Consider the following 26149-nt stretch of genomic DNA (forward strand, 5'->3'; position numbering starts at 1 on the left):
CTTTTGATCAGGAATTTTGAACACAACTCAAATAGGATTGCTATAGATGCACCAATTTGCAATCTGTCCCGGATGAATTAGCTCCTTTTTAGGGCTGAGTCTTGAATACTAAAAATTTACGTAGCTGTAAAACACTCGTTTCACATTCTCAGCAGCGATGATATAGAACACCACGATCGCCACCAGAACCAGCATAAAACTCAACGGCAACGCTTGAAATCCGAGCAGGGTTCCCAAAGGTGTCCAGGGAATAATCATTGTCACTCCCATAGTTGCCAGCGTTGCCATCAATAAGTATTTTCCTGGCTTACTATTGAGAATAGATTGCCTGGTACGAACGACTAACACAACCATCGAAGCTGAGATTACAGACTCCAAAAACCACCCTGTTCTAAACTGTTCTGGTTGAGCGTGCAGTAGCAACAAAAGTGCTCCAAAAGTCAGGTAATCAAATATGGAACTCAGTAAACCAAACACGATCATGAAGTTGCGGATAAACTGAATATCCATCCGACGGGGTTTGCTGACTAACTCTCGGTCTACGCGATCAGTCGCGATCGTCAATTCGGGGAAATCAGTTAATAGGTTCGTCAGCAAAATCTGACTGGGTAGCAGAGGCAAAAAGGGCAAAAACAAAGAAATTCCCGCCATGCTAAACATATTGCCAAAATTGGCGCTAGTTGCCATAAAGACATACTTTAAAGTATTAGCAAATGTCACCCGTCCTTCCTTTACGCCTTGGACAAGAACATTCAAATCCTTTGCCATCAACACAATGTCCGCGGCTTCCTTGGCAACATCAACAGCACTCTCAACTGAGATACCAACATCAGCCGCATGAAGCGCAGAGGCATCATTAATGCCATCTCCCAGATATCCAACTACATTCCCCGCTTTTTTGAGAGCAATAATAATGCGCTCTTTTTGGTTTGGCTCTACCTCAGCAAAAACATTAGTATATTGTACTCGATGGAGCAAAGCTTCATCACTGAGCTTATCTAGTTCGGAGCCTGTCAAAATTTTGGGTTCAGGTAGTCCTATCTGCTGAATAATACTAATAGCAACTGCCTGGCTGTCTCCGGTAATCATCTTGGTAGTGACTCCCAACTGTTCCAACTCTTTAAGGGTGTCTGCGATGCCAGCTTTGGGGGGATCAAACAGCGCAAGATAGCCCAGAAATGTCATGTCGGTTTCATCATCTTTGCTGAAGGAATCTTGATTAAAATCACGATAAGCCACACCTAAAACTCTAAATCCTTTACTACCCAAGTCCACCGCCTCTTGGTGGAGTTTTTTTTGCTGGTCTACAATGTCTATCTTTTTACCGTCAGCAGTTTCAACACTTGAGCAAACATCGAGAATATTTTTCAGTGCGCCTTTAGTAACAATCAGATGTGTATTCTCTTTTTTAAACAGAATGCTAAGACGTTTGCGGTTAAAATCATAAGGCACTTCATCCAGCTTTTGATAGCTAGAAATGTCGAAAGTTTTGTATTCACGAATCGCTTTATCGATCGGATTTACATAACCCGACTCAGATGCGGCATTCAAATACGCGTAAAGGAGAACGCGATTCGCCTGCGTCGAGGATTCGTGATCGCGATCGCTTTCTTGACCCGACCCATCAACCCCAGAGTGAATTTTTACCTCTCCTTCCGTCAGCGTACCCGTCTTATCGGTGCAAAACACATTCATACTGCCAAAGTTTTCGATCGCGGGTAAACGCTTCACAATCACCTGCTTTTGAGCCATTTTCTTGGCCCCACGAGCCAGGTTAACACTAACAATTGCAGGTAACAATTGGGGAGTTAAACCAACCGCGAGCGCCAAAGAAAACATAAAAGATTCCAGCACTGGACGATGGAGGTAGACGTTGGCGACAAAAATTAGAACTACCAAAATTAGCGTTACTTCCATCAGAAAGTAGCCAAACTTGCTGAGTCCATGTTCAAATTCCGTTTCGGGAGGTCTGAGTTTCAAGCGTTCCGATACTTTGCCAAATTCAGTTTCTTTTCCGGTATGAACGACTATTGCTTTCGCCGTTCCACTAATAACATTAGTTCCCATATAGAGAGCATTAGTGCGTTGGCTGAGTCCAGTTTCAGCAGGTAATACACCACTGAATTTATCAACAGGATAAGTTTCTCCTGTCAGTGCAGCTTCATCCACCGATAAATCTTGCGACTCTAAAACAAGACAGTCGCCCGGAATATTTTTACCTGCACAAAGCAAGACAATATCACCCGGCACTATTTCCTTATTGGAGATTTCTTGAGATTGACCATCTCTCAAAACAGTTGCTTTAACTTGCACTAATGCCAATAATTTTTCGACCGCGTTCGAGGCGCCTCGCTCTTGCCAAAATCCTAATAGCCCACTGATGAGGACGATCATCAAAATGATAATGGCATCTGTCGCATCTTGAACAAAAATTGATAGGATCGCGGCAAAAATCAGAATCAAGATAATCGGACTCTTGAACTGATTGAACAACAGCATCAATGCGCTGGTTTTTTGTGTTTTTTTGAGGCTGTTTGCGCCGTACTGGCTCAGGCGTTGTTTCGCATCTTGACCGCTTAACCCTGCGGTTGTAGAATGCGTCTGCTGAAGAACTTGATCTGTAGATAAGTTCCAAAATGTGGGCTGTGGATTCATTATTTTTTCCGTTATTTTTAATAGAACAAATAAAGTAGTCTTTATTGCTGGATCTCCAGCATCCCTATAGATTTTCTTAGACAGGTCTTCCTGGTTTAGATTTAATAACTCCTTGGGGTTGATTAAGTAACTTTAACTGTTCAAACCAGACTAAACTAATCCCGCCACCCAGTAGACAAATAGCAATATCAATTGGATGCAGAAAAGAGAAGCTAAACAATTGACGCAAGAAGGGAACATAAAGCACCATCGCCAGAAAAAATATTCCTCCACCCATAACCCACCAAAGGGCAGTATTAGGGGATTTCAGTATTTTTAAGCTCAGGGGCAGCGAAGAACTTTCACTCAAAATTAGTCCTAAATTTGCCAAAATTAATGCCGTAAACGTTAACGCCCGGGCATCAAGTTCCCCTTGTCCGCGATATAGCGAAATCACAAAAATTACGAGAACAATCGTTAAAATTGCTCCCCCTTGTAACATCGCCAAACCCACAGTTTTCCTACCAAATAAAGGATCTTTAGAATTGCGAGGAGGACGCTTCATTACGTTTTCTTCTGCGGGTTCAGCTTCTAACACAATTGAACAAGCTGGATCAATAATTAAATGTAAAAAGGCAACGTGAACCGGAAGTAATACTAATGGCAACTTAAACAATACTGGAATTAAAGACATCCCCGCAATCGGAATATGAATTGCTAAAAGATAAGCCATAGCCTTGCGAAGATTATCAAAAATTCGCCGCCCCAGTTTAACCGCTTGCACAATTGACGAAAAATCATCATCCAATAACACTAACGCCGCCGATTCCCTAGCCACATCCGTGCCTCTTTCACCCATGGCAATCCCGATTTGGGCTGATTTTAAAGCCGGGGCATCATTGACGCCATCCCCGGTCATGGCAACGACTTCTCCTTTGGATTTTAAAGCATTAACTATCCGTAATTTTTGTTCGGGAATTGCCCTAGCAAAGATATTCGTACTTTGAATCCGCTCCTGAAGTTCAGCGTCACTCATCCCATCCAATTCCGCCCCAGTCAAAATCGCCCCCATTTGCATCAATCCAATCTGACGGGCAATGGTTTGAGCCGTGGCCGGATAATCCCCGGTAATCATCACGACTCGAATCCCGGCGGTATAACATTCTTGAATCGCCGCCGCCACGGTTGGACGCACTGGGTCGGACAGTCCCACTAATCCTAGAAATTGAAAGGGAAAGTCATGTTGCTGATCGGGTAAATGATCGGGACTCACCGGAGGATGGGGAGGTAAAAATGGGGGTGGCGCATCAAGTAAAGATGATGCGGCAACACCTAATACCCGCAATCCTTGCTCTGCCATTTTAGTAATTTGCCCTACCAGAATTTGCTGTTGTTCGGGGGTAAAATGACAGAGATCGGCGATCGCTTCTGGTGCTCCTTTGGCAGCAATTTCATATTGTTTACCATCGGCTGATTGCCAAACATGAGACATTGCTAATAGATCCGGTGAGAGGGGATATTCTCGCAACAGTTTCCAATCGTTATGTAAATGTTCGGTATCTGCGAGAGAGCGCTCGCCCAATTGTTTAAAGGCTTTTTCCATCGGATCAAAGGGATCTCTTTGACTTGCTAAAATAGAAAATTCTACTAATTCATGTACCGATTCTGGAAGCGGTTTTTTTGAATCTAATTCTAAATTATAGGGCTGAGGATCTTCTTTTTGGTTATAGGCAAATAGTTGTTGTACAGCCATAATATTCTGAGTCAGCGTCCCAGTTTTATCTACACATAAAACCGTTGCGGAACCCAAGGTTTCCACCGCCGAAGTGCGACGGGCTAAGACCTGATTTTGAGAAATTCGCCAAGCTCCTAATGCCAAAAAGATGGTGACAACAACCGGAAATTCATTCGGCAAAATTGCCATGGCTAAGGTAATTCCTGCCAGAAATCCTTTCAGCCAATCTCCTCGCGTCAGTCCATAAATTACTACAATCACCACACACAGGGATAAAGCGATACCAAACAAACGGCTGACTAACTGATTCATTTCCCGTTGCAAGGGGGTCGCTTCTGGCTTGACGGTTTGTAAAGCCTTGCCAATCTTGCCCATCTCCGTTTGAGCGCCGATGGCTTGGACTTGAATAATTCCCTGTCCCTGAACTACCAACGTGCCAGAATATACAAAGGGTAACTCATCTCCCCCCGGACGCGCCATCTCCACGTTACCCACGGCGGCAACTTTGCGTACAGGTAGGGATTCCCCAGTTAATAATGACTCATCGGTGGAGAGGTTTGAGCAAGAAAGCACAATCGCATCCGCAGGTACGCGATCGCCTTCTGCTAAGACTAAAGTATCTCCCCGAACCACTTCTCGCCCGGCAATCCGTTTTCGCTCCCCATCTCGAATTACCAAGGCGCGAGGACTGGAAAGATCCCGTAAGGCTTCTAAGGCGTGTTCGGTTTTACCTTCTTGGTAGAGACTAATTCCGGTGATAAAAAAGACAAAACCTAATAAAATCAGAGCTTCCTGTAGGTCACCTAAAACCCAATAAATGACTCCGCCTCCCACTAGCAATAGGAAGATCGGATCTTGGATAATTTCCCAAGCGATCGAGAAAAGATTACGAGATCCCGCCGAGGGGAGTTCATTGTAGCCCTCCTCTTTCAGCCGCGCGATCGCATCTTGTTCAGATAGGCCAGTAACGGTATTAATATCAAATGGTGAAATCATAATCCCGTTTTTTCCCATTAAATCTAAAAAACAGACCAATTCCAGTTGATGTTAAATGCCAAATTTGAGGAATTCGTGAGGTGATATAAATGTTTATTCTGTTTAAATTTTGAAATTGCCCCAAACACCGTTTCTTGAGAATCGACCCCCACAGTCAACCGTCCACCTCCAACACCTCCGGTCGGAATTTTTGACTTGGTTTCCTTTGAATGTAACAAGATGTAACGTATAATCAGAAAAAACATTAAGAAAACATTTACCAAGGGTTATTGATGCGAGTTGCGATCGCTGGAGCAGGTTTAGCGGGACTGGCTTGTGCCAAGTATCTCACCGATCTTGGTCACACTCCCATCGTGTTAGAACGACGGGACGTTTTGGGGGGGAAAGTTGCAGCCTGGAAAGACAAAGACGGCGACTGGTACGAAACCGGATTACATATTTTCTTCGGCGCCTATCCGAATATGTTGCAGTTATTCAAAGAATTGGACATCGAAGATCGGCTGCAATGGAAAGAACATTCCATGATCTTCAACCAACCGGAGAAACCCGGAACTTATTCTCGGTTTGATTTTCCTGATCTTCCCGCCCCGATTAACGGGATGGTTGCTATTCTTCGTAATAATGATATGTTGACCTGGCCGGAGAAAATCCGGTTTGGTTTGGGATTAATTCCCGCCATGCTCCAGGGTCAAAAATATGTCGAAGAAATGGATAAATATTCTTTTTCCGAATGGCTGAAACTCCAGAATGTTCCGCCCAGGGTTGAGAAAGAAGTGTTTATTGCCATGTCCAAAGCCCTGAATTTTATCAATCCTGATGAAATCTCCTCAACGGTAATTTTAACCGCCTTAAACCGTTTTCTCCAAGAAAAAAACGGCTCTAAAATGGCATTTTTAGATGGCTCTCCTACGGAACGTCTGTGTCAACCTTTAGTTGATTACATCACCGAGCGAGGGGGAGAAGTGCGTTTGAATGCTCCGATCAAGGAATTTTTACTCAACCCAGATGGAACTGTTGCCGGGTTCTTAATTCGCGGGTTAGAGGATACCGCCGACGAGGTATTAACGGCCGATCTCTACGTTTGCGCCATGCCCGTTGACCCCCTGAAGGTGATGTTACCCCAGCCTTGGCAACAAATGGACTATTTTAAACAGCTAGAGGGCTTAGAAGGGGTTCCGGTGATTAACGTGCATTTGTGGTTTGATCGGAAGTTAACAAATGTTGACCATTTGCTGTTTTCCCGTTCTCCCCTACTCAGCGTCTATGCGGATATGAGTAATACCTGTAAAGAGTATTCCCATCCTGACCGTTCTATGTTGGAATTGGTATTGGCTCCGGCAAAGGATTGGATTAGTAAATCGGATCAGGAAATCGTGGCCGCGACGATGGCGGAGTTGGAAACACTCTTTCCCGAGGAAATTCCCCACAAAGCCAAATTGCTGAAATCCCACGTTGTGAAAACCCCCCGTTCGGTTTATAAAGCCACCCCGGGACGGCAAGCCCATCGTCCCTCCCAAAGAACGCCAATCCCTAATTTCTATTTGAGTGGAGATTACACGATGCAGCGTTATCTCGCCAGTATGGAAGGGGCTGTGCTTTCTGGTAAGCTAACTGCACAGGCGATTCAAGAAGATCTCACTTCTGATCGTTTTCCGGCTTTAGCGACCCCCGAGGCTGATGTTGCTTCCCCAACTCCTATCCCTTCCTAGCTTATCCACTGTCGGTCAGCAGAACAACGAATGCTACAACTTTCTAAAACTCCGTGCATGAGAACTCTGGCATCTTTGGAAGACTCCTATGAACTCTGCCGTCAGGTTACTGCGGAGTATGCCAAAACGTTTTATTTAGGAACTCAATTGATGCCAGAGGCCAAGCGTCGGGCTATCTGGGCCATCTATGTTTGGTGTCGTCGAACTGATGAGTTAGTCGATGGGCCAATGGCAGCGACAACGACGGAGGAAACCTTAGATCGTTGGGAAGAACACCTAGAAGCAGTATTTGCTGGACATCCAAAGGATGATGTGGATGTGGCTTTGGTGGATACCCTCCATCGTTTTCCTTTGGATATTCAACCCTTTAGAGATATGATTGCGGGTCAACGGATGGATTTATACCGCAACCGTTATCAGACGTTTCAGGAGTTGGAACTCTATTGTTATCGGGTGGCGGGGACGGTGGGGTTAATGTCAACGGCGGTGATGGGTATAGAACCTCCTCTGGCGACTCCTTGGAATCCTAACCCAGAAATTATAATTCCGAATCAAGAAGCGATTGCTTTAGGAATTGCCAATCAACTCACCAATATTCTGCGGGATGTGGGGGAAGATGCGCGACGGGGCCGAATTTATTTACCCTTAGATGATTTAGCGTTATTTAATTATACAGAAGCGGATTTATTAAAGGGGATTGTGGATGAGCGTTGGCAGGGATTAATGCGCTTTGAAATTCAGAGGGCGCGGAAATTCTATGCGGAAGCCGAACGAGGAATTAGTGTTTTAAATCAGGATATTCGCTGGCCAGTTTGGACGGCGTTAATTTTATATCGACAAATTTTAGATGCGATTGAACGCAATCACTATGATGTATTTAGTAAACGGGCTTATGTTCCTAAAGTTCGTAAAATGATCTCACTACCCATTGCGTTATTAAGAGCCAAGGTGTTATAAGTTACTTTTTACTGCTTAGGTTCGATCCTGGACTAAATCGGGATTCTGACGATTAGACATCCTCCTTATAGTATAGGGGGATATTAAGGTGTAGAATTATTGTTATTTTGGGCGTTCTGCTGCGTGCGCGATGCCGAACACAACCCACGGTTTTGTACTCTGAAAAAGTCAACAAAGGTTGTCTGCTCCCTTCAAAAACTAATCTAGCATACTCAGTACCTAAGAGCCAGAAATATTAATTCAAGATATTCTTAACTCTCGAACCCAAAACTAATGAAAACTATTGCTGAAATTAATGATAAAATTATTCAAAATCGTGCCGTTGTTTGGACGGTAGAAGAACTCAAAGCCCGAGTTACCCCGGACAATATAGCCCAAATTGCTGAACAGGTTGATGTGATTACTACTGGAACCTTTGAACCGATGGAAGGCTCCGGTGCTGTGATTAACTTAGGTCATACCGACCCCCCAATTAATATTAAAACCTGTTGGTTAGATGGAGTTCCAGCCTATAGTGGTTTTGGAGCGGTAGATTTATATTTGGGTGCGGCGCAAATGATCGAAGACTCGGAGGAGACCCGAGAACGCGGTGGAGGTCATGTGATTGAAGATTTAATTGCGGGAAAATCGATTCATCTGAAAGCCTCTGGGGTGGTTTCTGACTGTTATCCTCGTAACTCCTTTGAAACCACAATCACCCGAGATACAATTAACCAGTTTTACCTATTTAATCCCCGCAATCTCTATCAAAATTTTATTGTGGGGGTGAATGGAGGCGATCGCCCTCTATATACTTATCTCGGCCCCCTACAACCCTATTTAGGAAATGCGGTTTATTCTAATCCTGGCGCCTTAAACCCCCTGCTCAACGATCCTGATTTACAACTAATTGGCATTGGAACTAAAATTTTTATCGGAGGAGGAATTGGCTATATTACTTGGGAAGGAACCCAACATTTTCCCCTACAAAAACGCTTAGAAAATCGGACTCCCATCGGCCCAGCGGCGACCCTAGCATTAATTGGAGATGCAAAACAAATGAATCCCTATTGGGTACGGGGTTGTTATTTCAAAAACTACGGCCCTTCATTAATGTTAGGGGTGGGAATTCCGTTACCAGTTTTGAATCAAGAGGTGATTGTTCGTTGTGCCGTTTCCGATCAAGATATTGTGGCACCTGTGATTGATTTTGCGATTCCTCGGCGGGTGCGTCCTACCTTTGGTTTAGTGACTTATAGCCAACTGAAAAAAGGCAGAATTGACCTAGAAGGCAAAACCATCAAAACCGCCCCCCTCGCCAGTATTTCCCGTTCCCGTGAAGTTGCCCAAGAGTTAAAAAAATGGATTGAATCCGGCAATTTTACCCTCACAGAACCCGTGGCTCCCATCTCTGACAATCGTTCCTTTATTCCCCAAAATACTTGGGGTTCTCAAATTAGTTTAGAGTGAATTACTGATAACGGGTAAGGGCGGGTTCTGTTAGATTTTTGTTAATTACCGCGCCTTTTGATGAACCCGCCCCTACAACTGATAACTGATAACTGATAACTGATGACTGATCACTGATTTTAGCTTTCTTCCGGGGAAGATTTGCGTTTTAACGGTTTAGGAATTGGTTCTCGACGCGCCGGGGGCGGAGCATCATCCGATGGGAATTTGGGTTTATAGGGAGGATGAGAAGATCCAGCGTTAAACTGACCTTGACCGGATGGTCTTCTCGGGCCTCCTTTTTGAAACGGAGGTCGGCGTTTTTTAGTCGGAATCATGCCGATATCATGGCTTTCTTGGATGACTAAATAATCTTCTTGTAACTGAACGTGTAAATCCCAGAAATGACCAACGGCTCTCATCCCAGCAATCCCTAGGAGTTTCAGCTTAAAAAACTTAGGTTTATCATTATCTTTGCGGGGAGCTTGGCGAATTTTAACAATCACATACTTCTCAACTTCTTGAGACTGATAAACCACTTCACCCCGAATGGAAAAATAGCCCGGCTGAACATTCGCCAAAGCTCCCGTTTTCTCCTCTGATGCTGCTAATTGAGTTTCAGAAGTAACGGCGGTGGAATCCTCGGGTGATTCATCGGATCTCAGGGTTTGGGGTTCCCAAACCCCCATAATTTGAACGTGCAGATTATCTTCTTCTTGGCGGGTACGGGGATAAACCACCCAAAGATGATCTTGATCTAAGTCAATATGTTTTTTCACTAAACTCATGACCCGACCCAATAACACGGCATCGAGTAGTTTCCCCTCACTGGTGAGTAAAGTTCCCTGGGTAAACTGATCCGCAGAAGCAATATATCGGCCATGAACTAATCCAATGGCTCGATATTGACGGGCTTCGCTGGGGGGCGGAATCGGATGTTGCCAGAGTCGCTCGATCGAGTCGAGAGCATCTGGCTCTGATTCTGCGGTTTCATCGATTTGATCCGGCTCAGACGTGCCAAGGCTCGTCTGGGACAGATCTTCTGGCGTTTCTGGCGTTTCTACAATTACACTTTCACTTTCGTTCGGTGTATCAATGGAGACATCTTGAGACATATTCACGGCGGGCTCACTGGCTGGAGTTGAGCTTGAAGAACGTTTGGATCGAGAGGAACGATTCGGAGAAGGACTCATAACACCTCTTAGCGGAGACATATCCCTTATGGGAGCAAGGACACGGCGAGTAAAAACCCTTTTTCTTTAAAAATTGATCCGGGGCTTTATACTAAACTTAAATCAAGGATCAACACTATCAGGACATTTCAACATTTGCACCCCTGCTTGAGCAGGAGGCGGCCGTTGCAATCAAAATTGATACGGGTTAACTTGCTTATTGTACTGAATCCCCATGCGGATTGGATAAACCCAGGACTTTCTACAGGAACTGTTTCTGTTAACATATTAGCTGCAAGGAAGTTGGCCTCATAGGTACAGGATTGAGTTTCATGGTAGATAAACGTCGTGGGTTAATTAGTGTGGTCTTGGTTTTAGCGGTGATTGCCTTTGTGGGATTTTCTATGGGGCCACTGATTAGTGGGATTGTCCAGAACAATCAGTCGAAACAACAACCGACTCCCACTCCCACACAATCGGCTCAAGCGGGTAAACAATCGGATTTACAAGCACAAGCCCGGGGTTATGAGTTAGTATTGCAGCGAGAACCCGATAACGAAACGGCTTTGAAGGGTTTATTACAAGCGAGGTTAGAACTGATTCGGTTTAAGCAGGCCGAAATGAAGGATGTGATTGAACCTTTAGAGAAACTGGCGAAAAAACATCCTGAAGATACACGCTACAGTATTTTATTGGCACAGGCGAAAGCCTATACCGGAGATCAAGAAGGAGCGGCTCAAACCTATCGCACGGTTTTAGCCAGTCAACCTGGAGATATTCAAGCTTTGCAAGGTTTAGCAAATTTATTCTTACAACAAAAACGTCCAGAAGCGGCGATTGGATTATTACAGGATACCCTCAAAGCGGCGGCGAATGCGAATCAAACTGTACCTAATACGATTGATGAAATGTCGGTGCAGTTAATTTTGGGACAGGTTTATGCTGAAGATAAACGCTATGATGAGGCGATCGCTATTTATGATGAAGCGATCAAAAATGATGAAAAAGATTTTCGTCCAGTTTTTGCTAAAGCTCTAGTTTTAAAAGAACAGGGAAATTCGGGAGAAGCGGAACCTTTATTCGCTAAGGCGGTGGATTTAGCCCCAGCAGTTTATAAAGATCAAATTCAAAAACAAGCTGGTATTGGTATAGCTCCAGCTAAGTCGGTTGAACCGGTTTCTCCTAATGCTTTAGAAACTAAACCGGAAGCTAATTCCGCACCTAAAAAACCGGCGGAGTAAACTGGTGGCTTTCTCCTCCAAAATCTAGTTCTAATTCCCTAGAATAGAGTTAGGGAAACATTAATTTTTTCAATCTAATCATGAACTTGAAACGTCTAGGCCATGTTGCCATTTGTGTAAATGATATTGACTTGTCCGTGGCATTTTATCAAAAATTAGGGATGGATTTGGTTTGGAAGGATGCAGACTGGGCTTATTTAAAAGCGGGTGAGGACGGATTAGCTTTACTGAGTCCGGGTTATGACCAGGCTGGCCCTCACTTTGGTTTTGTATTTAGTGATCGCACTGAAATGGAAAGTGCCTATCACAGCCTAAAGGCCCAAGGGATTCCCGTTACAACGATTCATGAACATCGGGATGGTACGGCCTCCTTTTATGGGCGAGATCTTGACGGAAATGGCTTTGAATACCTGTATGAACCCATTAAATAAGTAATAGTGTTTTAAGTAAAAACTATGTTTCAAAAAATTCGATGGGGAAGTCGCCGGAGTTCAATGTTTTATGCCTGGGCGGAGGCGGATTTGTGGCTGATGGGAGCCTGTCTTCTCCTTACCGTATTTGCGGGAATTATGATCCGCAGTGTGGAGTTAAACCAAGGTTTAACTGATTGGTGGCAACATTGGGTGACGGGAGCGATTGGTTTTACTTTAGCTTTAATTTTTTCCCGTTGTCGTTATGAACGTCTAATTCAGTGGAAATGGGTGATTTATGGAATCACAAATTTGTTGTTGATTGCGGTACAAATTATTGGGACAACGGCATTAGGGGCGCAACGATGGATTAATATTGCGGGTTTTCATGTCCAACCCTCGGAGTTTGCTAAAGTGGGAATTATTATTACTTTAGCGGCTTTACTTCAAGAGTTAAAAACTCCAAATTTGAGGGATATGATTCGGATTTTAGCGATCGCTGCTGTTCCTTGGGGGCTGGTTTTTATTGAACCTAACTTGGGAACTTCTTTGGTGTTTGGTGCGATTACTTTGGGGATGATGTATTGGGGTAATATTCATCCGGGTTGGCTAATTTTGCTGCTTTCTCCGGTAATCACGGCAGTTGTTTTTAATATCTATTTTCCAGCGGGAATTGTCTGGGCTATATTAATGGGTTTTGTCGGTTGGTGGAGTCTTCCCTGGCGATGGCTCACTGGCCCCTTAGCCCTATTAGTGAATTTAGCAGCCGGGGAGTTAAGCCATATCCTCTGGAATGTGTTGCAAGATTATCAAAAAATGCGACTGATTGGGTTTTTGAATCCTGAGCAAGATCCTTTGGGGAGTGGTTATCATTTAATTCAGTCTCGAATTGCGATTGGTGCCGGACAATTATATGGACGGGGACTTAATCATGGGACTCAAACTCAATTGAATTTTATTCCTGAACAACATACGGATTTTATCTTTTCCGCCGTGGGTGAGGAGTTGGGCTTGATCGGTTGCATTGCAGTATTAGCTATTTTTTGGTTTATCTGTTTACGCTTAGTGATTATTGCCCAAACTGCTAAGGATTCTTTTGGGTCTTTGATTGCTATTGGAGTCCTTTGTATGTTATTATTTCAGGTATTTGTTAACATTGGGATGAATATTGGTATAGCACCTGTTACCGGAATTCCTTTGCCTTTCTTAAGTTATGGTCGATCTTCATTATTGAGTAATTGGATAGCCATTGGAATTGTACAATCGGTCGCCAACTATCGACAAAGGATTAAGTTTTAAGCAATTTTACCTTTGACACCTATAGGAATTATTGTCTTAATTTAATACTTTTTTGTTTAAACAACATTTTTTTTAACCCTATGAGAAAAATATTACAAGTTTATTTTCTATTGTTTATAATTGCTAACTTTACGGTTTTTGTATATCCGAGTTTAGCTGCACCTGAAATATTAATTGCCCAAACTGTTCAGTGTCGGCCCGATGGCAATACTTTAGAAATGCGAAAATGTGCCTCTGATCAATATCAAATAGCGGATCAAAAGCTGAATCAAACTTACCAAAAACTTATCGGTCAATTATCCCCAGAACGGAAAAAACGTTTAATTGAAGCGCAAAAGGCTTGGATTTCCTTTCGAGACAAAACCTGTAGTTTTGAATCGAGTCAAGTGTTAGGAGGTACGGCAGAACCTTTATTTTTAACCCAATGTTTAGCAAAAGTGACTCAGCAAAGAGTTCAAGATTTACAAAACTATTTAGCTGAAATTAAGTAATGTCCACCAGTTCCTGGTTAAATTCCGAGATGAATCGAATGCGTAAGATTGTGCCTTCTATTCTCGGCTTTTTTCTATTTTGTCTCTCGATTTGGGCCATTAGCCAAAAGCTGGAAAAATATTCTATAGATGATGTTTTGATTAGTCTATCTAATCTTCCTAAAATTAATAGGTTAGGCGCAATTGCCCTGATGATACTCAGTTATTTGATGACCACAGCCTATGATATTTTAGCGTTTATTTATATCGGTTTTTCACTGAATTACGTTAAGATCGGCATCGGTGCATTTATCAGTTATGCCATTAGTAATAATGTGGGGTTTGCCCTATTAACAGGGAGTGCTGTTCGTTATCGCTTATATTCAAGGTGGCGTGTTCCTCCAGGTGTAATTGCCCAGGTAATTGCTTTTACTAACTTAACATTTTGGTTGGGATTATTGGGAGTCTGTGGATTAGTTTTTCTATTAACCCCCTTAAAAGTTCCCAGTATTTTAGATTTACCATTTGTATCAGTTCGTCCTGTGGGAATCATCTTTCTCCTAATTATTGGAGTCTATCTATTATGGGCGAGTTTTAATCATAAACCTATCAAATTTGGACAATTAGAATTAAACTTTCCTACCGTGAGTGTTTCACTGGCTTTAATTGCTTTTGCCTCCGTAGATTGGGGGGCTGCTGCCGGGGTTTTATATGTATTATTACCCGAAGGTAGCACCGCTTCTTATCTGAGTTGTTTTAGCATTTATTTATTAGCAATGACGGCTAGTATGGTTAGTAATATTCCCGGAGGTTTAGGGGTTTTTGAAACCGTTGTTTTAACCTTGGTTTCTTCAGAAGTAAATCCAGCTAATGTTTTAGGATCTTTATTAGCCTATCGCGCTATTTATTATCTACTTCCCATGATTGTAGCAACTGTGTTACTAGGAATTAATGAACTAAAAAAGCATCACTAAGCCGTTTAAAATTTACTCGCTACAGGTGACTATGACGACGAAATTTGAACCCCCAATTTCTACTCAACGCACAGGTTTATCTCTCCTCGTCGCTAGAATTTTAGCTCTGATTGTTACAGCTAATTTTTGTTTAGTTGTTTTTGATTTAAGTTATATTAAACTTCGTCGATTTTATTTACAATGGAGTCAACATCAAACCCAATCTGAAAATACACCTAAAAATCAATATTTGCAGCAAGTTGATCAACTGGAAAAAACCATTAATCAGTTTGGAATTGAGTCTGAAGAAGTTAAGTTAGCATTAACCGATATTCGTGAGTCTAGTTTAGAATTATTGATAGAAAATCCCCCGTTTCGGGTTCTCAATTCCTATGGAACTTTAGCAGAAATTCAAAATCGCTTTCAGAATCATGTCAAAATTAATAATTTTCAGCAAGCGTTAGAAAAATTCTGGAGTCCCAGTTTTTTCAATCAAAAACAATGGCAAAAAGAGTTAGATTTTTTTAATAAAAATATCAGGTTTTTAATTTTATTTAATGAACCCAGTTTAACCTATGATATCATTAAAGGGATTGAACCCGATCGATTAACTCAAAGTTATTTAGTTAAAGTTTCAGAATTAAAAGTTTATTTAAAATACAATGGTTTGGATACACCTAAATCCCAGGCTTTACTTAAAGAACTTCGAGAATCAAGTGCTAAGATTATTGACCGCAGTTATTTCTTACAATTAGAACATAATTTGGGGCCATTAACCGCAGCGAAATATCGCATGATTGATCATATCTATAGCCGAGATCCCAAAGTAACAACCCGGCTAACACCGACTCTAAAATTTTTATATAAAATTAAACTGTTAAATTTTTTAGCCCCTGAGTTAATTTGGTCAGATCGATCCTCCAGACAGGCTTTTTATGTCTTTTGGAGTGTGGAAAATTTAGAAAAACAAGGATGGGAAAAAGAACTCGAATTTTTTGAAAATGACATTCAAGATTTAATGGAGTCATTCTATTTTCGACAATTGAGTTTAAATGGTCAATTTGTGAATCGATTTTGGTTGATTGATTTACCTTGGATCAACCTGTTTTTCTTAATATTTTTAATGGAAATATATGTCCTCCGGTCTCGCCAACCTCAACTAACACTAAGGGAGGCAATTTTAAAATTATGGTATTATGTATTTTTGTTAATTCCTAAATTATTATTTTTGCGTTTTATTTCAGCCATTTATCACTTAAATCGAGCCAATTTTCCGAGTTTACAACCGACGATTGATTACCTAAAATTAAAAATAATCTATAGTTTTGCTCAGGAATTAGTTCAAGTTTTAGTCAATCAAGGGGTTGATAAAATTCAAAATTTTGTTAAACAAGGAAGCCTGAAAAAGTTAGTTAATCCGCCTTCCTCCTATCAATCGATTTCCTTAGAAGCTATTGAACTTGAATCCCAGTCTCCCCCCGGAATTTCCAACCAAATTGTTGAGATTACAATTTCTAAAGTTTTACCCACCATTCGTCCTGAATTAGAGGCTTACCTACACTATCAAGTCACTAACTCTATTCAACAGTCTCTGATTTATAAAGGATTAAATAAAATTCCTTTGATCGGACATTTGCCTCAACAAGTTGCTGATAGTGTTGTGAAAAAGATTGCAATTACCATTTCAGAAAGTCCTAAAAAATCTCTGGAAGCCGGGAAAAATAAACCCCCTGATTTTATCGCTATGCAGTTACAAAAACGCTTAACACGACAGTTTGTAGATACATTAAGAATGGAATTACAAAAAGAACAAATTGTTGATGATGCCGAACTAATTTTAGTTAAGTGGTTAGAAGGTTTAAAATCTAATCGCGTTAAAGATTTAGCAGCAAAACAAATTATTAAAACGGCTAATATTGAAGAAATTCAACAGATTTCTCCTAGTCCAGATTGAAGGATTATATTAATGATTTTTAATTGATCGGAGTTGCGAAAGGGAAGCGCACTCACCATACTACTTTTTTTGTTTGATTTTCATTAATTAATATGAAGTTAAATTTTAAAGCTGGACAAGTTTGACGGCCTGTCTTTTGACAAGGGGAAAACCCTTTTGCACCATAGAATAATTGATTAAATTTCCTCACAGGAGAATATTGATGAAAAAGTTAATCTCAGCCTTGTTAATCATTGCTGTAACTGTTTTAAGTTTTGTTCCTAATGCCTTCGCCGCCGATTTAGCAAGTGGGGCTAAAGTATTTTCAGCAAATTGCGCTTCTTGTCATGCTGGGGGTAAAAACCTGATCAATGCTGCGAAAAGTTTGAAAAAAGCCGATCTCGAAAAATATGGGATGTATGATGTCGAGAAAATCAAAACCCAAGTGACAAATGGTAAAGCTGCAATGCCCAGTTTCAAAGGTCGTTTAAAAGACGATCAAATTGCTGATGTTGCAGCTTATGTATTAGCTCAAGCGGATAAAGAATGGAAAAAGTAATATAAATTAACCCTGAATTTTAATACAGTTAAACCTCTTACTCTCTATAATTAATTAGAGTTTGGGGGGTTTTCTGTTTTTAGATATTGAGTGGAGAAATCAGAACAACTTGATTTTTATTCAAATCATCTATTACACTAATTCAATAATAGTATTTTTATGGATTCTCTATGGCTCCTCTGCCTAATTATCGTCCTCGGCAACTTTCCCTCGGCCCTTTAGAAACCGAAATCCTAGAAATAGTCTGGGAATTGGGTATAACCACGGTGAAAGATGTCCATGAACGGATTTTATCTGACCCGAACCGAGAATTAGCCTATACTTCAGTAACCACCGTATTGCGTCGTTTAACAGATAAGGGTTGGTTAGTTTGCAATAAACAGGAACGGGCTTTTTATTGGCAAGCTTTAGTCACCCGTGAACAAGCCCAGGCTATTTTAGCTTATGATCGTTTAAATCGATTTTTAGCCATAGGTAATCCCGATATAGTTGCTTCTTTTGCTGATAGTTTGGATACCGCAAGTTTAGATCAAATTGATGCCATTGCCTCACGCCTTGATGCTATTCGTCGCCAACGGGAGGGACAACAATAATGCACTTAATGATTATTTTATTCGCCCTAGGATGCGCGGTTGGTTTGCGACTTATCCCCTTACCTCAAGGGGGAAGTTGGCAGCAACGCTGGCAAAAATCTCTATTTTTGTTTGTCTGTCCGCCTTTGGTTTTGTTAATGACAGCCTTGGCGGTATTATCGATGGGAACAAAGGGGGAAATGTTGGGACTTGAAGCCAGTTGGTTTAGTTATTTTTTGGCTTTGGGATTTGTCGGTTGGGGAATATTAACGGTTATTCAGTTAATCGGTCAATTGTGGCAATCTCAATGCCGAATTCATCGCTTATCTCAACAGGTTGTTATGGGAAAAACAGCGAGAATTTTAGAAGATGATTTTCCCTATAGTGCTCAAATTGGATTTTGGCAACCGGAATTGGTAGTCAGCCAAGGATTATTAAACCTCTTAGATGAGACTCATTTAGAAGCAGTGATTGCCCATGAACAAGCCCATTTAAACTATCGAGATACTTTTTGGTTTTTTACCTTGGGTTGGCTACAAACTTTAACCTGTTGGCTTCCTAATACCAACCAACTCTGGCAAGAGTTACTATTATTAAGGGAAATGCGGGCTGATCGTTATGCAACCCAACAAGTTGACCCATTAGTATTAGCAGAATCCCTATTATATCTCGCCAAAGCTCCGTTTAAATCCCCGGATTATGGCAATTTATCCTTTAGTTGTTCGATTCGGAGTAGTCGTTTAGAGGAAAGAATAGATGCAATTTTAACGGAAGATTCTGTTCCTTTAACCTGGGGATGGTGGGTCTGGATATTACTATTTTGGGTCTGTTTACCTTGGATTACCGTCCCCTTCCATTATTCCTAATTACACCAATTATTTGAATACCCTGAACCTCCTCCTTTAACCTTGGAGGACAGGGATTTTAGTTTGTTGACGATAGCGATAATAGGCGGCACAAGCGCCTTCAGAGGAAACCATTGGCGCCCCTAAAGGATGTTCGGGAGTACAACGGGTTGCAAAAACCGGACATTCCTGGGGTTTTTTAATCCCTTGGAGAATTTCACCACTAATACAATCTTGGCAGGGGGAAGAAACGGGAATTAACTGTTGAGAATTAAACCGTTTTTGAGCATCAAAATTAATATATTTTTGTTTAATTCCTAACCCACTTTGGGGAATTTCTCCCAGTCCTCGCCATTCCCTGGGGACAATTTCAAATACTTCTTGAATAATCGTTTGAGCGGTTTCATTTCCCCCTCGACGCACGGAACGATTATATTGATTTTCTAATTTATATTCTCCTTTTTCCAGTTGTTGAATACATAAATAAATTCCTTGTAAAATATCAATGGGTTCAAACCCTGTCACCACAATTGGAATCTTATATTTATCAACAATCGGTTCATATTCCTTATATCCCATGACGGTACAAACATGACCCGCGGCTAAAAACCCTTGCACCTGACAATTCGGACTCGATAAGAGGGCTTCCATCGCCGGAGGCACCAGAACATGGGAGACTAAAAGGGAGAAGTTATTAATATTTTGTTGCTGGGCTTGATAGACTGCCATGGCGGTGATTGGGGCAGTGGTTTCAAAGCCAACGGCAAAGAAAATCACCTGTTTTGTGGGATTTTGTTGGGCAATTTTTAAACAGTCTAAGGGATTATAAATAATTCGGATATCTCCCCCGGTAGCTTTAACACTTAATAGGTCTTTTTCACTCCCCGGAACCCTTAACATATCTCCAAAGGAACAAAAAATAATATTAGGTAAAGAGGCGAGGGCAATAGCTTGATCAATAATATTAATATCGGTGACACAAACGGGGCAACCAGGGCCATGAATTAAGGTAATTTCTGAGGGGAGAAGTTCATCAATTCCATATTTAACAATAGAATGGGTTTGGCCTCCACAAATCTCCATAATTTTCCAGGGTTTTGTGGTGATTGATGCGATCGCTTTGGCATAATCCTGAGCGAGTTTTCCATCCCGGTATTCGTCAACAAATTTCATAATATTTTTTATAACTAATCAATCAATTATCGTTATATTAACACTTGTTCCCTGGCTCTGCCACGGAATGAAAGCTAACATCTTTGCAAATACAGATAATCCTGATTTTCGATGTACTTGCGGAGTTCTTGCAGGATTTTTAAGCGGTATGTCGCCTGTTGATACTCCTGTTTCGAGGGAGAATCGCCAAGTTGAGTTAGCACTTGATCACTTTCTTGGGTGATCACATCTCGAAAAAAATTCTTGAACTTTTTGCGAGTGTCTTTCCCTAACTTAACCAAAAATAGTTTTTCTGTTTCTCCATCAATCTCCATTTTTCGCAATACCGACTTCCCAATTTTAGAGAATTCGGATTTCGCTAACCATTGATAAATTTCTTCTGAAACATCAACAGAATAAGATAACTCACCATTAGCAGGATAGAAACACAATATCTAACATTATCCTTCCTCCTCTACTTCAGATTCCATGAACTCGCTTTCAGGGATTTCTGCATAGGCAATTCATTTTTAGTTGTTTCTTGACAATTTAAGTAGGTAGGCGTAATTAAACCTAACTATTTAGATAGGGAAAACCCTTGCTGTAAATACCTTTCAGCCACACTGGGATGGTGGGATATTCTCGCCTACCTACTTATTCCTTGTTCTTTTAACTTTTTTATAACAAATCTCTTTAAATTTCTATGTTTAATATATATTTCTATCATTCTATCTTCATCGGACATGAAATTAGACATTTAAGACCCCCTTTAGTGTTTTATCTAAATTTTAAAGACGGTCGAATTTTCGATTAAATATGGACAAAAGCAGTTTTAGATGTAGCTCTAACCTGAAAAAAGTATTCCCCGGCCGAAACCAGGGAATCACAAAAAAAGATATTAACCGCCAACGGTGATGGGTTGTCCATCTGCGTCTAATAGCGCCCGTTTCGGGCCGTGAATCGGATCTTCCACAATAATAGTTTGATCTCGACTCGCACCTAAAGAAACAATCGCGATCGGAACTTTCATTAATTCCGCCAAAAATTTCAAATAACTGAGTGCGGCTGGAGGTAAATCTTCTAATTTCCGACAGTCTGCGGTGGATTCTTTCCAACCTGGAACCGTTTCATAAATGGGTTCGCACCGGGCAAAGGTTCGCGCACTACTGGGGAAATGTTCACACCGTTTTCCATCAATATCATAGGCGATGCAAACTTTAATTTCATCCAAGCCATCCAAAACATCTAATTTAGTAATGGCTAAACAGTCTAAACCATTAATTCTGACAGCATAACGGCCAATCACCGCATCAAACCAACCGCAACGGCGTTGACGTCCGGTGGTGGTTCCAAATTCTGCACCGCGATCGCACAAGACCTGGCCAATTCCATCCACCATTTCCGTCGGGAATGGCCCCTCTCCGACCCGGGTAGTATAGGCTTTCGCCACCCCAATCACCCGGTCAATCATTGTCGGGCCAACTCCCGTACCCACACAGGCGCCACCTGCAACCGGGTTAGAAGATGTGACATAGGGGTACGTCCCATGATCTAAATCTAACAGGGTTCCTTGTGCCCCTTCAAATAAAATATTCCGTCGATCCTGCACCGCCGCGTAGATTTTTAGTGACGCATCAACAACATGGGGACGCAAGCGTTCTGCATAGCGCAAATACTCCGCAATCACCGCTTCCGGGTCGAGGGGCGGGAGATTATAGAGTTTTTCGAGAATAACGTTTTTATTGCTAATCGTCCAGCGCAACTGATCGGGTAAACTCTCGGTTTCCATCAAATCAATGATCCGAATACCCGTGCGTTCAGACTTATCGGCGTAGGTCGGGCCAATTCCCCGGCCCGTTGTCCCAATCTTTTGAGATCCCCGTTGTTCTTCCGATGCTTGATCCAGGAGGCGATGGTAGGGCATCGTCACATGGGCTGTCTGGGAAATCATCAAATTTTTGGTGGAAATCTTCAGAGACTCCAGTTGATCCAGTTCTTCAATTAAAATTTTGGGATCAATGACGGTTCCTGAACCGATAATGCACTCGGTATCGGGATATAAGATGCCTGAAGGAATCAAGTGCAGTTTGAAGGTTTGATTGTCCACAACAACTGTGTGACCTGCATTTACGCCACCTTGGTAGCGGACAACCACATCTGCTGAACCACTGAGCAGATCGGTTATTTTGCCTTTTCCTTCATCGCCCCACTGGGCACCGATAACAACTACGTTAGCCAAGAGAGTTTTCACTCCGACAGTTTACACAAATCCTGATTATCTGTGATTACAGGCACTCTGTCAAATTAAGTTTTGTGAAATATAGGGCTATGCTATGGTTAATGGTCAATATCATCATCATTCTATTATGCCGTTACACGCCGAGTTACATCGCCATTTAGGGGGTTCAGTTGTACCGCGCATTCTGTGGCGGTATTTCCAACGTCATAACCCTCAGTTTACCCAAGGTTTTGCAGAATATGAACGGTTTGAAGATTTTTATACCAAACCCCGCAATACCTTAGATGAATATTTAGAACTGCATACCATGGTGGAAAGTGTGCAGACCGTTGAAACCCTCCCCTATTTTATTTATCGGTTGATGCGCGGCGCTTATACTTTTGAAAATTTAGCTTATTTAGAATTACGTTATACACCCTATTTACGCACCCCAGAACATCTGAGTCAGTCCCAAAGAATTGACTGTATGGCTGAAATTGTGGAGGTGGTGGGAAAAGCCAGTCAACTGAGTGATACCCCCATTATCACCAGCCAAATTTTGTGTATGCACACCCGACTTCCGTTTGAAGTCAATCAAGCGATTATTAATTTGGCTGCCCAAATGCCCCAATATGTCTGTGCAGTTGATATCGCCGGAGGGGATAATCATTATGCTCAACGGTTGGATGAATTTATCAATTTGTACAAATATGCCCTATCCTTGGGCTTGAAAACCACCGGACATTTATATGAAACCCCGGAAGGTTGTTATCCTGAATTATTACCCTATTTAATGCGAATTGGCCATGGCATCCAAATTCCGTTATTACATCCAGAATTATTACCGGAATTAGCCAGAAATAATCAATGTTTAGAAGTTTGTCCCACCACCTATATTAAAACGGGAACCCTCAAGGATATTCAGCAGTTAAAAATTGTCTTTGAACGCTGTTTTGAGGCCGGGGTTGATATTGCGATTTGTACCGATAATGCGGGGTTACATAATGTTCGTTTACCTTTTGAATACGAGAATTTATTAACCCTCGATATTATCGAGTTTGAACAATTAGAAGCCTGTCAACAAGCCGCCTTTCGCCATGCCTTTGCCTGGCCCCATCAAAACCCGCCTACACAAATTCTTCATGGTTTATTAAAACCCGAACCAATAATCAGTTATCAGTAATCAGTAATCAGTTATCAGTTTAAAATTGCTTAATAATTAATAGACAATTGCGTCCATCTTCACCGTGTTCATAACTTAAATAGTCCGCAATATCGCGCATTAATAGTAAGCCTCTTGTGCCACCCCCACCTAAAGGAGGATCACTATCCGTTGGAGTATCCTTGATTTCTTTCGTTATATCCTTGATTTTCTTCATTAAATCAAAAGGTACGCCAAAATCCCAGATCCGAATTTCAATTTGCCGATCTAAAATAGTAACTTCTAAATCAATATATAAATCAGAAGAAAGTCCTTGGTGGGCGTGACGAACTGCATTAGTAAACCCCTCGGCTAAAGCTAACTGACAGCGTAACCAAACGGATTTAGGAATAAAGGACTGATACAGTTGATCAAACCAGGACAAGACCTTAGCTAGACTGTCTAGGCTAGAGGGAACTTGCAGTTGGGTAATTTGGGGTAATGGCAATGGTTTTAAACCCTCTTATTCAATCACAATAAGTTTATGATCATAAAATGAAAGTTCAAGCTCCAGTGATCTCGGTTGAACCTCTGAGACAGCTTGGGACTAACGATCTGATTATTCCGACTGAAATCAGTAATCGCTCGTTGAGTCTCCCTATACTTTACTGCATTTTTAGAAAGTTTTGCAGTTGGATTGAACCGTAGTTGTGCCAAATCAAGTAAAATACTTCTTTCCACCGCGAGAGATCGCCCCCGACTTGTTGTAACCTTTAAGCAAAATCAACCTATTTAGGAGTTAAAACACCTTCCTTGGAAATTAAACTGACCTTCTATGGATGAACATTAATATTGCACAAAATTATTGCTCTAAAATTCCAGAGGATTAATCAGAACTTTTATGGGACAAACTGTATGAATCTTCAATATTAACTGAACATCATCCTAAATTCCTTCAATCTTAAATTCAGTCAACCCTCCAATTAGACTATACTCAAAGAGCATTCATAGAAAAGTCTTAACTTAGCCTTGATTACCCTCATCTGGTGTACCAACGTACCTCAACACTCATGTTTAAAATTCTGGTTATTGATGATGATGTTGCCATTTTAGAACTTCTTAAAAGAACGCTGAAGAAACAGGGTTATGATGTCAGTGTGGCAACTAATGGTGAAGAAGGCATAGAACAGGCTAAACAGCTATGTCCGGCATTAATTATTTGTGATTGGATCATGCCCAGGCTAACGGGGATTGAGGTCTGTCGTCAAGTTAAGGCTACCCCGGAATTATCAACCACACAGTTTTTCCTATTAACTTCCTTGGGTTCGGTTTCTGATCGGGTTACGGGGCTGGATGCGGGGGCTGATGATTTTATTTCTAAACCCATTGAAATGAATGAACTCTATGCTAGAGTTCGGGCTGGATTAAGATTACATCAACTTAGTCAAGATTTACAAACCCAAAAACAACTAATTGAAGCCGAACTAGCCGAAGCCGCTGAGTATGTGCGATCGCTCCTTCCCGAACCCTTAATGGAACCGATCAGAATTGATACTAAATTCATTCCTTCTCGTCAATTAGGCGGTGACTCCTTTGACTATTTTTGGCTAGATTCTGACCATTTATCAATTTATTTATTAGATACATCAGGACATGGTTTAAAAGCGGCTCTCCCTTCGGTTTCCGTGCTGAATTTACTCCGATCTAGGGCAATTCCTAATATTAATTATTATCAACCCAGTAACGTTTTAAAAGCCTTAAATACTACCTTTCAAATGACCTACCAAAACGATAAATATTTTACGATTTGGTATGGGGTTTATGATTTTTCCACTCGAAAATTATTGTATTCTAGCGCCGGTCATCCCCCCGCTATTTTGTTAACTGGCAAAGATCCAAAAAATCTCAAAATTGAAATGTTAAAAACCCGAGGAATGCCCGTCGGAATGTTTTTAGACGCTGAATATATAGATGCAACCCACGATATTGCAGAATTCAGTAATCTTTATATTTTTAGTGACGGAGTTTATGAAATCCAACCACCAGAGAATAATACGATGTTGGGTTTAGATGGATTTATCTCTATTTTAACAGAATATAATCATTTACAATCAGATACTTTAGAATTGGTATTAAATACGGTTAAAAAATATAATTCCAACAATCCCTTTGATGATGATTTCTCACTCCTAAAAGTAAGTTTTGATTAACTTTTGATCAAGAATAGAATTGAGGGTGAAATTGGGAAACACCAATCTGCATAAATTCAGATCAACCCCCGTTTTCACCCCGTCTTAGTGACCCAATAGCACCAGGTTAGCTTTCAACAAATTCCAAAAATTTCTCTTGGCTTTCAAAAATCTCGAACACCCGATCCATGCTGGTAAGTTCAAACAAAATCCTAATTTGCTCATTAATAGAACAAACAAATAATCGACTTCCAGCCGCTCTGACTGCTTTCAAAGCTAATACTAATGCACCCAAACCAGAACTATCCATAAACGTGACATCTTGGAAGTCAATTAATATGGTCTTGGCTCCTTTCTCAACTAAAGCAACAATATCCTGCCGAAATTGACTCGCTTTAGTGCCATCCAAAATCCCGTTAGGTTTAAGAATTTTAACATCAGAACTCATAGTTTTTTAGGGGTTGAACCCTCCATAAGACTCGCTCGACTCCGTTAGTATAGCTTTGAGTTGAACTCCATGCCAAATCTATCCATTT

At 41.4% G+C, this 26149-nt stretch carries 22 protein-coding genes; 14 read left to right on the top strand and 8 right to left on the bottom strand.

What is annotated here, in order from left to right:
• Positions 1–108: 108 nt before the first annotated feature.
• A complete protein-coding gene (mgtA, locus tag AC2D3N_RS06675) occupies positions 109–2655 on the bottom strand; it encodes a magnesium-translocating P-type ATPase (protein WP_484693156.1) in 2547 nt (848 codons plus the stop codon).
• A 76-nt stretch (positions 2656–2731) separates the two neighbouring features.
• Complete coding sequence (locus AC2D3N_RS06680) at positions 2732–5365, bottom strand: cation-translocating P-type ATPase (protein ID WP_484693157.1); 2634 nt, start codon at positions 5363–5365, stop codon at positions 2732–2734.
• Positions 5366–5637: 272 nt separating this feature from the next.
• On the opposite strand from AC2D3N_RS06680, the gene pds reads away from it, so the two are divergent.
• From pds to AC2D3N_RS06695, 3 genes are all read left to right on the top strand, one after another.
• The gene (gene pds / locus AC2D3N_RS06685; protein WP_484693158.1) at positions 5638–7074 is read left to right on the top strand and encodes a 15-cis-phytoene desaturase; all 1437 of its coding nucleotides are present in this window, start codon (positions 5638–5640) and stop codon (positions 7072–7074) included.
• Positions 7075–7104: 30 nt separating this feature from the next.
• Positions 7105–8031, top strand: coding sequence for a 15-cis-phytoene synthase CrtB (gene crtB, locus AC2D3N_RS06690; protein ID WP_079679427.1), 927 nt, complete (start codon positions 7105–7107; stop codon positions 8029–8031).
• Between the two features lie 273 nt (positions 8032–8304).
• Positions 8305–9480, top strand: coding sequence for a homocysteine biosynthesis protein (locus AC2D3N_RS06695; protein WP_484693159.1), 1176 nt, complete (start codon positions 8305–8307; stop codon positions 9478–9480).
• A 119-nt stretch (positions 9481–9599) separates the two neighbouring features.
• Here AC2D3N_RS06695 and AC2D3N_RS06700 read toward each other — a convergent pair whose 3' ends face one another.
• The gene (locus AC2D3N_RS06700; RefSeq protein ID WP_484693160.1) at positions 9600–10652 is read right to left on the bottom strand and encodes a hypothetical protein; all 1053 of its coding nucleotides are present in this window, start codon (positions 10650–10652) and stop codon (positions 9600–9602) included.
• Between the two features lie 311 nt (positions 10653–10963).
• On the opposite strand from AC2D3N_RS06700, the gene AC2D3N_RS06705 reads away from it, so the two are divergent.
• The 9 genes from AC2D3N_RS06705 to AC2D3N_RS06745 all read left to right on the top strand — a co-directional run bounded on the left by AC2D3N_RS06705 (position 10964) and on the right by AC2D3N_RS06745 (position 18934).
• On the top strand, positions 10964–11872 hold the full coding sequence (locus AC2D3N_RS06705) for a tetratricopeptide repeat protein (RefSeq protein ID WP_079679422.1): 909 nt from the start codon (positions 10964–10966) through the stop codon (positions 11870–11872).
• Positions 11873–11952: 80 nt separating this feature from the next.
• Positions 11953–12303, top strand: coding sequence for a VOC family protein (locus AC2D3N_RS06710; RefSeq protein WP_484693161.1), 351 nt, complete (start codon positions 11953–11955; stop codon positions 12301–12303).
• Between the two features lie 24 nt (positions 12304–12327).
• Positions 12328–13581 (top strand): rod shape-determining protein RodA, encoded by a 1254-nt coding sequence (rodA, locus tag AC2D3N_RS06715; RefSeq protein WP_079679418.1) that lies wholly within the window; start codon positions 12328–12330, stop codon positions 13579–13581.
• Positions 13582–13661: 80 nt separating this feature from the next.
• On the top strand, positions 13662–14072 hold the full coding sequence (locus AC2D3N_RS06720; RefSeq protein WP_484693162.1) for a lysozyme inhibitor LprI family protein: 411 nt from the start codon (positions 13662–13664) through the stop codon (positions 14070–14072).
• On the top strand, positions 14072–15025 hold the full coding sequence (locus tag AC2D3N_RS06725; RefSeq protein ID WP_200816767.1) for a lysylphosphatidylglycerol synthase domain-containing protein: 954 nt from the start codon (positions 14072–14074) through the stop codon (positions 15023–15025). The genes AC2D3N_RS06720 and AC2D3N_RS06725 overlap by 1 nt, the downstream gene beginning before the upstream one ends.
• 31 nt (positions 15026–15056) lie before the next feature.
• Positions 15057–16958 (top strand): hypothetical protein, encoded by a 1902-nt coding sequence (locus tag AC2D3N_RS06730; protein ID WP_079679414.1) that lies wholly within the window; start codon positions 15057–15059, stop codon positions 16956–16958.
• A 202-nt stretch (positions 16959–17160) separates the two neighbouring features.
• A complete protein-coding gene (petJ, locus tag AC2D3N_RS06735; protein ID WP_079679412.1) occupies positions 17161–17496 on the top strand; it encodes a cytochrome c6 PetJ in 336 nt (111 codons plus the stop codon).
• Between the two features lie 170 nt (positions 17497–17666).
• The gene (locus AC2D3N_RS06740; RefSeq protein ID WP_079679410.1) at positions 17667–18089 is read left to right on the top strand and encodes a BlaI/MecI/CopY family transcriptional regulator; all 423 of its coding nucleotides are present in this window, start codon (positions 17667–17669) and stop codon (positions 18087–18089) included.
• Positions 18089–18934 carry a M56 family metallopeptidase gene (locus tag AC2D3N_RS06745; protein WP_484693163.1) on the top strand — a complete coding sequence of 282 codons (846 nt, stop codon included), beginning with the start codon at positions 18089–18091 and terminating at the stop codon, positions 18932–18934. The genes AC2D3N_RS06740 and AC2D3N_RS06745 overlap by 1 nt, the downstream gene beginning before the upstream one ends.
• 36 nt (positions 18935–18970) lie before the next feature.
• On the opposite strand, the gene hypD is transcribed toward AC2D3N_RS06745, so the two are convergent.
• The 3 genes from hypD to AC2D3N_RS06760 form a co-directional block, all read right to left on the bottom strand.
• Positions 18971–20086 (bottom strand): hydrogenase formation protein HypD, encoded by a 1116-nt coding sequence (gene hypD, locus AC2D3N_RS06750; RefSeq protein WP_484693164.1) that lies wholly within the window; start codon positions 20084–20086, stop codon positions 18971–18973.
• Between the two features lie 74 nt (positions 20087–20160).
• On the bottom strand, positions 20161–20517 hold the full coding sequence (locus tag AC2D3N_RS06755; protein WP_484693165.1) for a hypothetical protein: 357 nt from the start codon (positions 20515–20517) through the stop codon (positions 20161–20163).
• 446 nt (positions 20518–20963) lie between these two features.
• Positions 20964–22304, bottom strand: coding sequence for an adenylosuccinate synthase (locus AC2D3N_RS06760; protein WP_079679609.1), 1341 nt, complete (start codon positions 22302–22304; stop codon positions 20964–20966).
• Between the two features lie 127 nt (positions 22305–22431).
• Here AC2D3N_RS06760 and AC2D3N_RS06765 point away from each other — a divergent pair, with 127 nt between their 5' ends.
• On the top strand, positions 22432–23466 hold the full coding sequence (locus tag AC2D3N_RS06765; protein WP_079679608.1) for an amidohydrolase family protein: 1035 nt from the start codon (positions 22432–22434) through the stop codon (positions 23464–23466).
• Positions 23467–23485: 19 nt separating this feature from the next.
• On the opposite strand, the gene AC2D3N_RS06770 is transcribed toward AC2D3N_RS06765, so the two are convergent.
• The gene (locus AC2D3N_RS06770; RefSeq protein ID WP_144017753.1) at positions 23486–23932 is read right to left on the bottom strand and encodes an ATP-binding protein; all 447 of its coding nucleotides are present in this window, start codon (positions 23930–23932) and stop codon (positions 23486–23488) included.
• A gap of 562 nt (positions 23933–24494) precedes the next feature.
• Here AC2D3N_RS06770 and AC2D3N_RS06775 point away from each other — a divergent pair.
• The gene (locus AC2D3N_RS06775; protein WP_079679404.1) at positions 24495–25634 is read left to right on the top strand and encodes a PP2C family protein-serine/threonine phosphatase; all 1140 of its coding nucleotides are present in this window, start codon (positions 24495–24497) and stop codon (positions 25632–25634) included.
• Positions 25635–25740: 106 nt separating this feature from the next.
• Here AC2D3N_RS06775 and AC2D3N_RS06780 read toward each other — a convergent pair whose 3' ends face one another.
• The gene (locus tag AC2D3N_RS06780) at positions 25741–26061 is read right to left on the bottom strand and encodes an STAS domain-containing protein (RefSeq protein WP_079679402.1); all 321 of its coding nucleotides are present in this window, start codon (positions 26059–26061) and stop codon (positions 25741–25743) included.
• Positions 26062–26149: the final 88 nt, after the last annotated feature.

The organism is Planktothrix sp. PLAVEN19ND, from assembly GCF_057220675.1.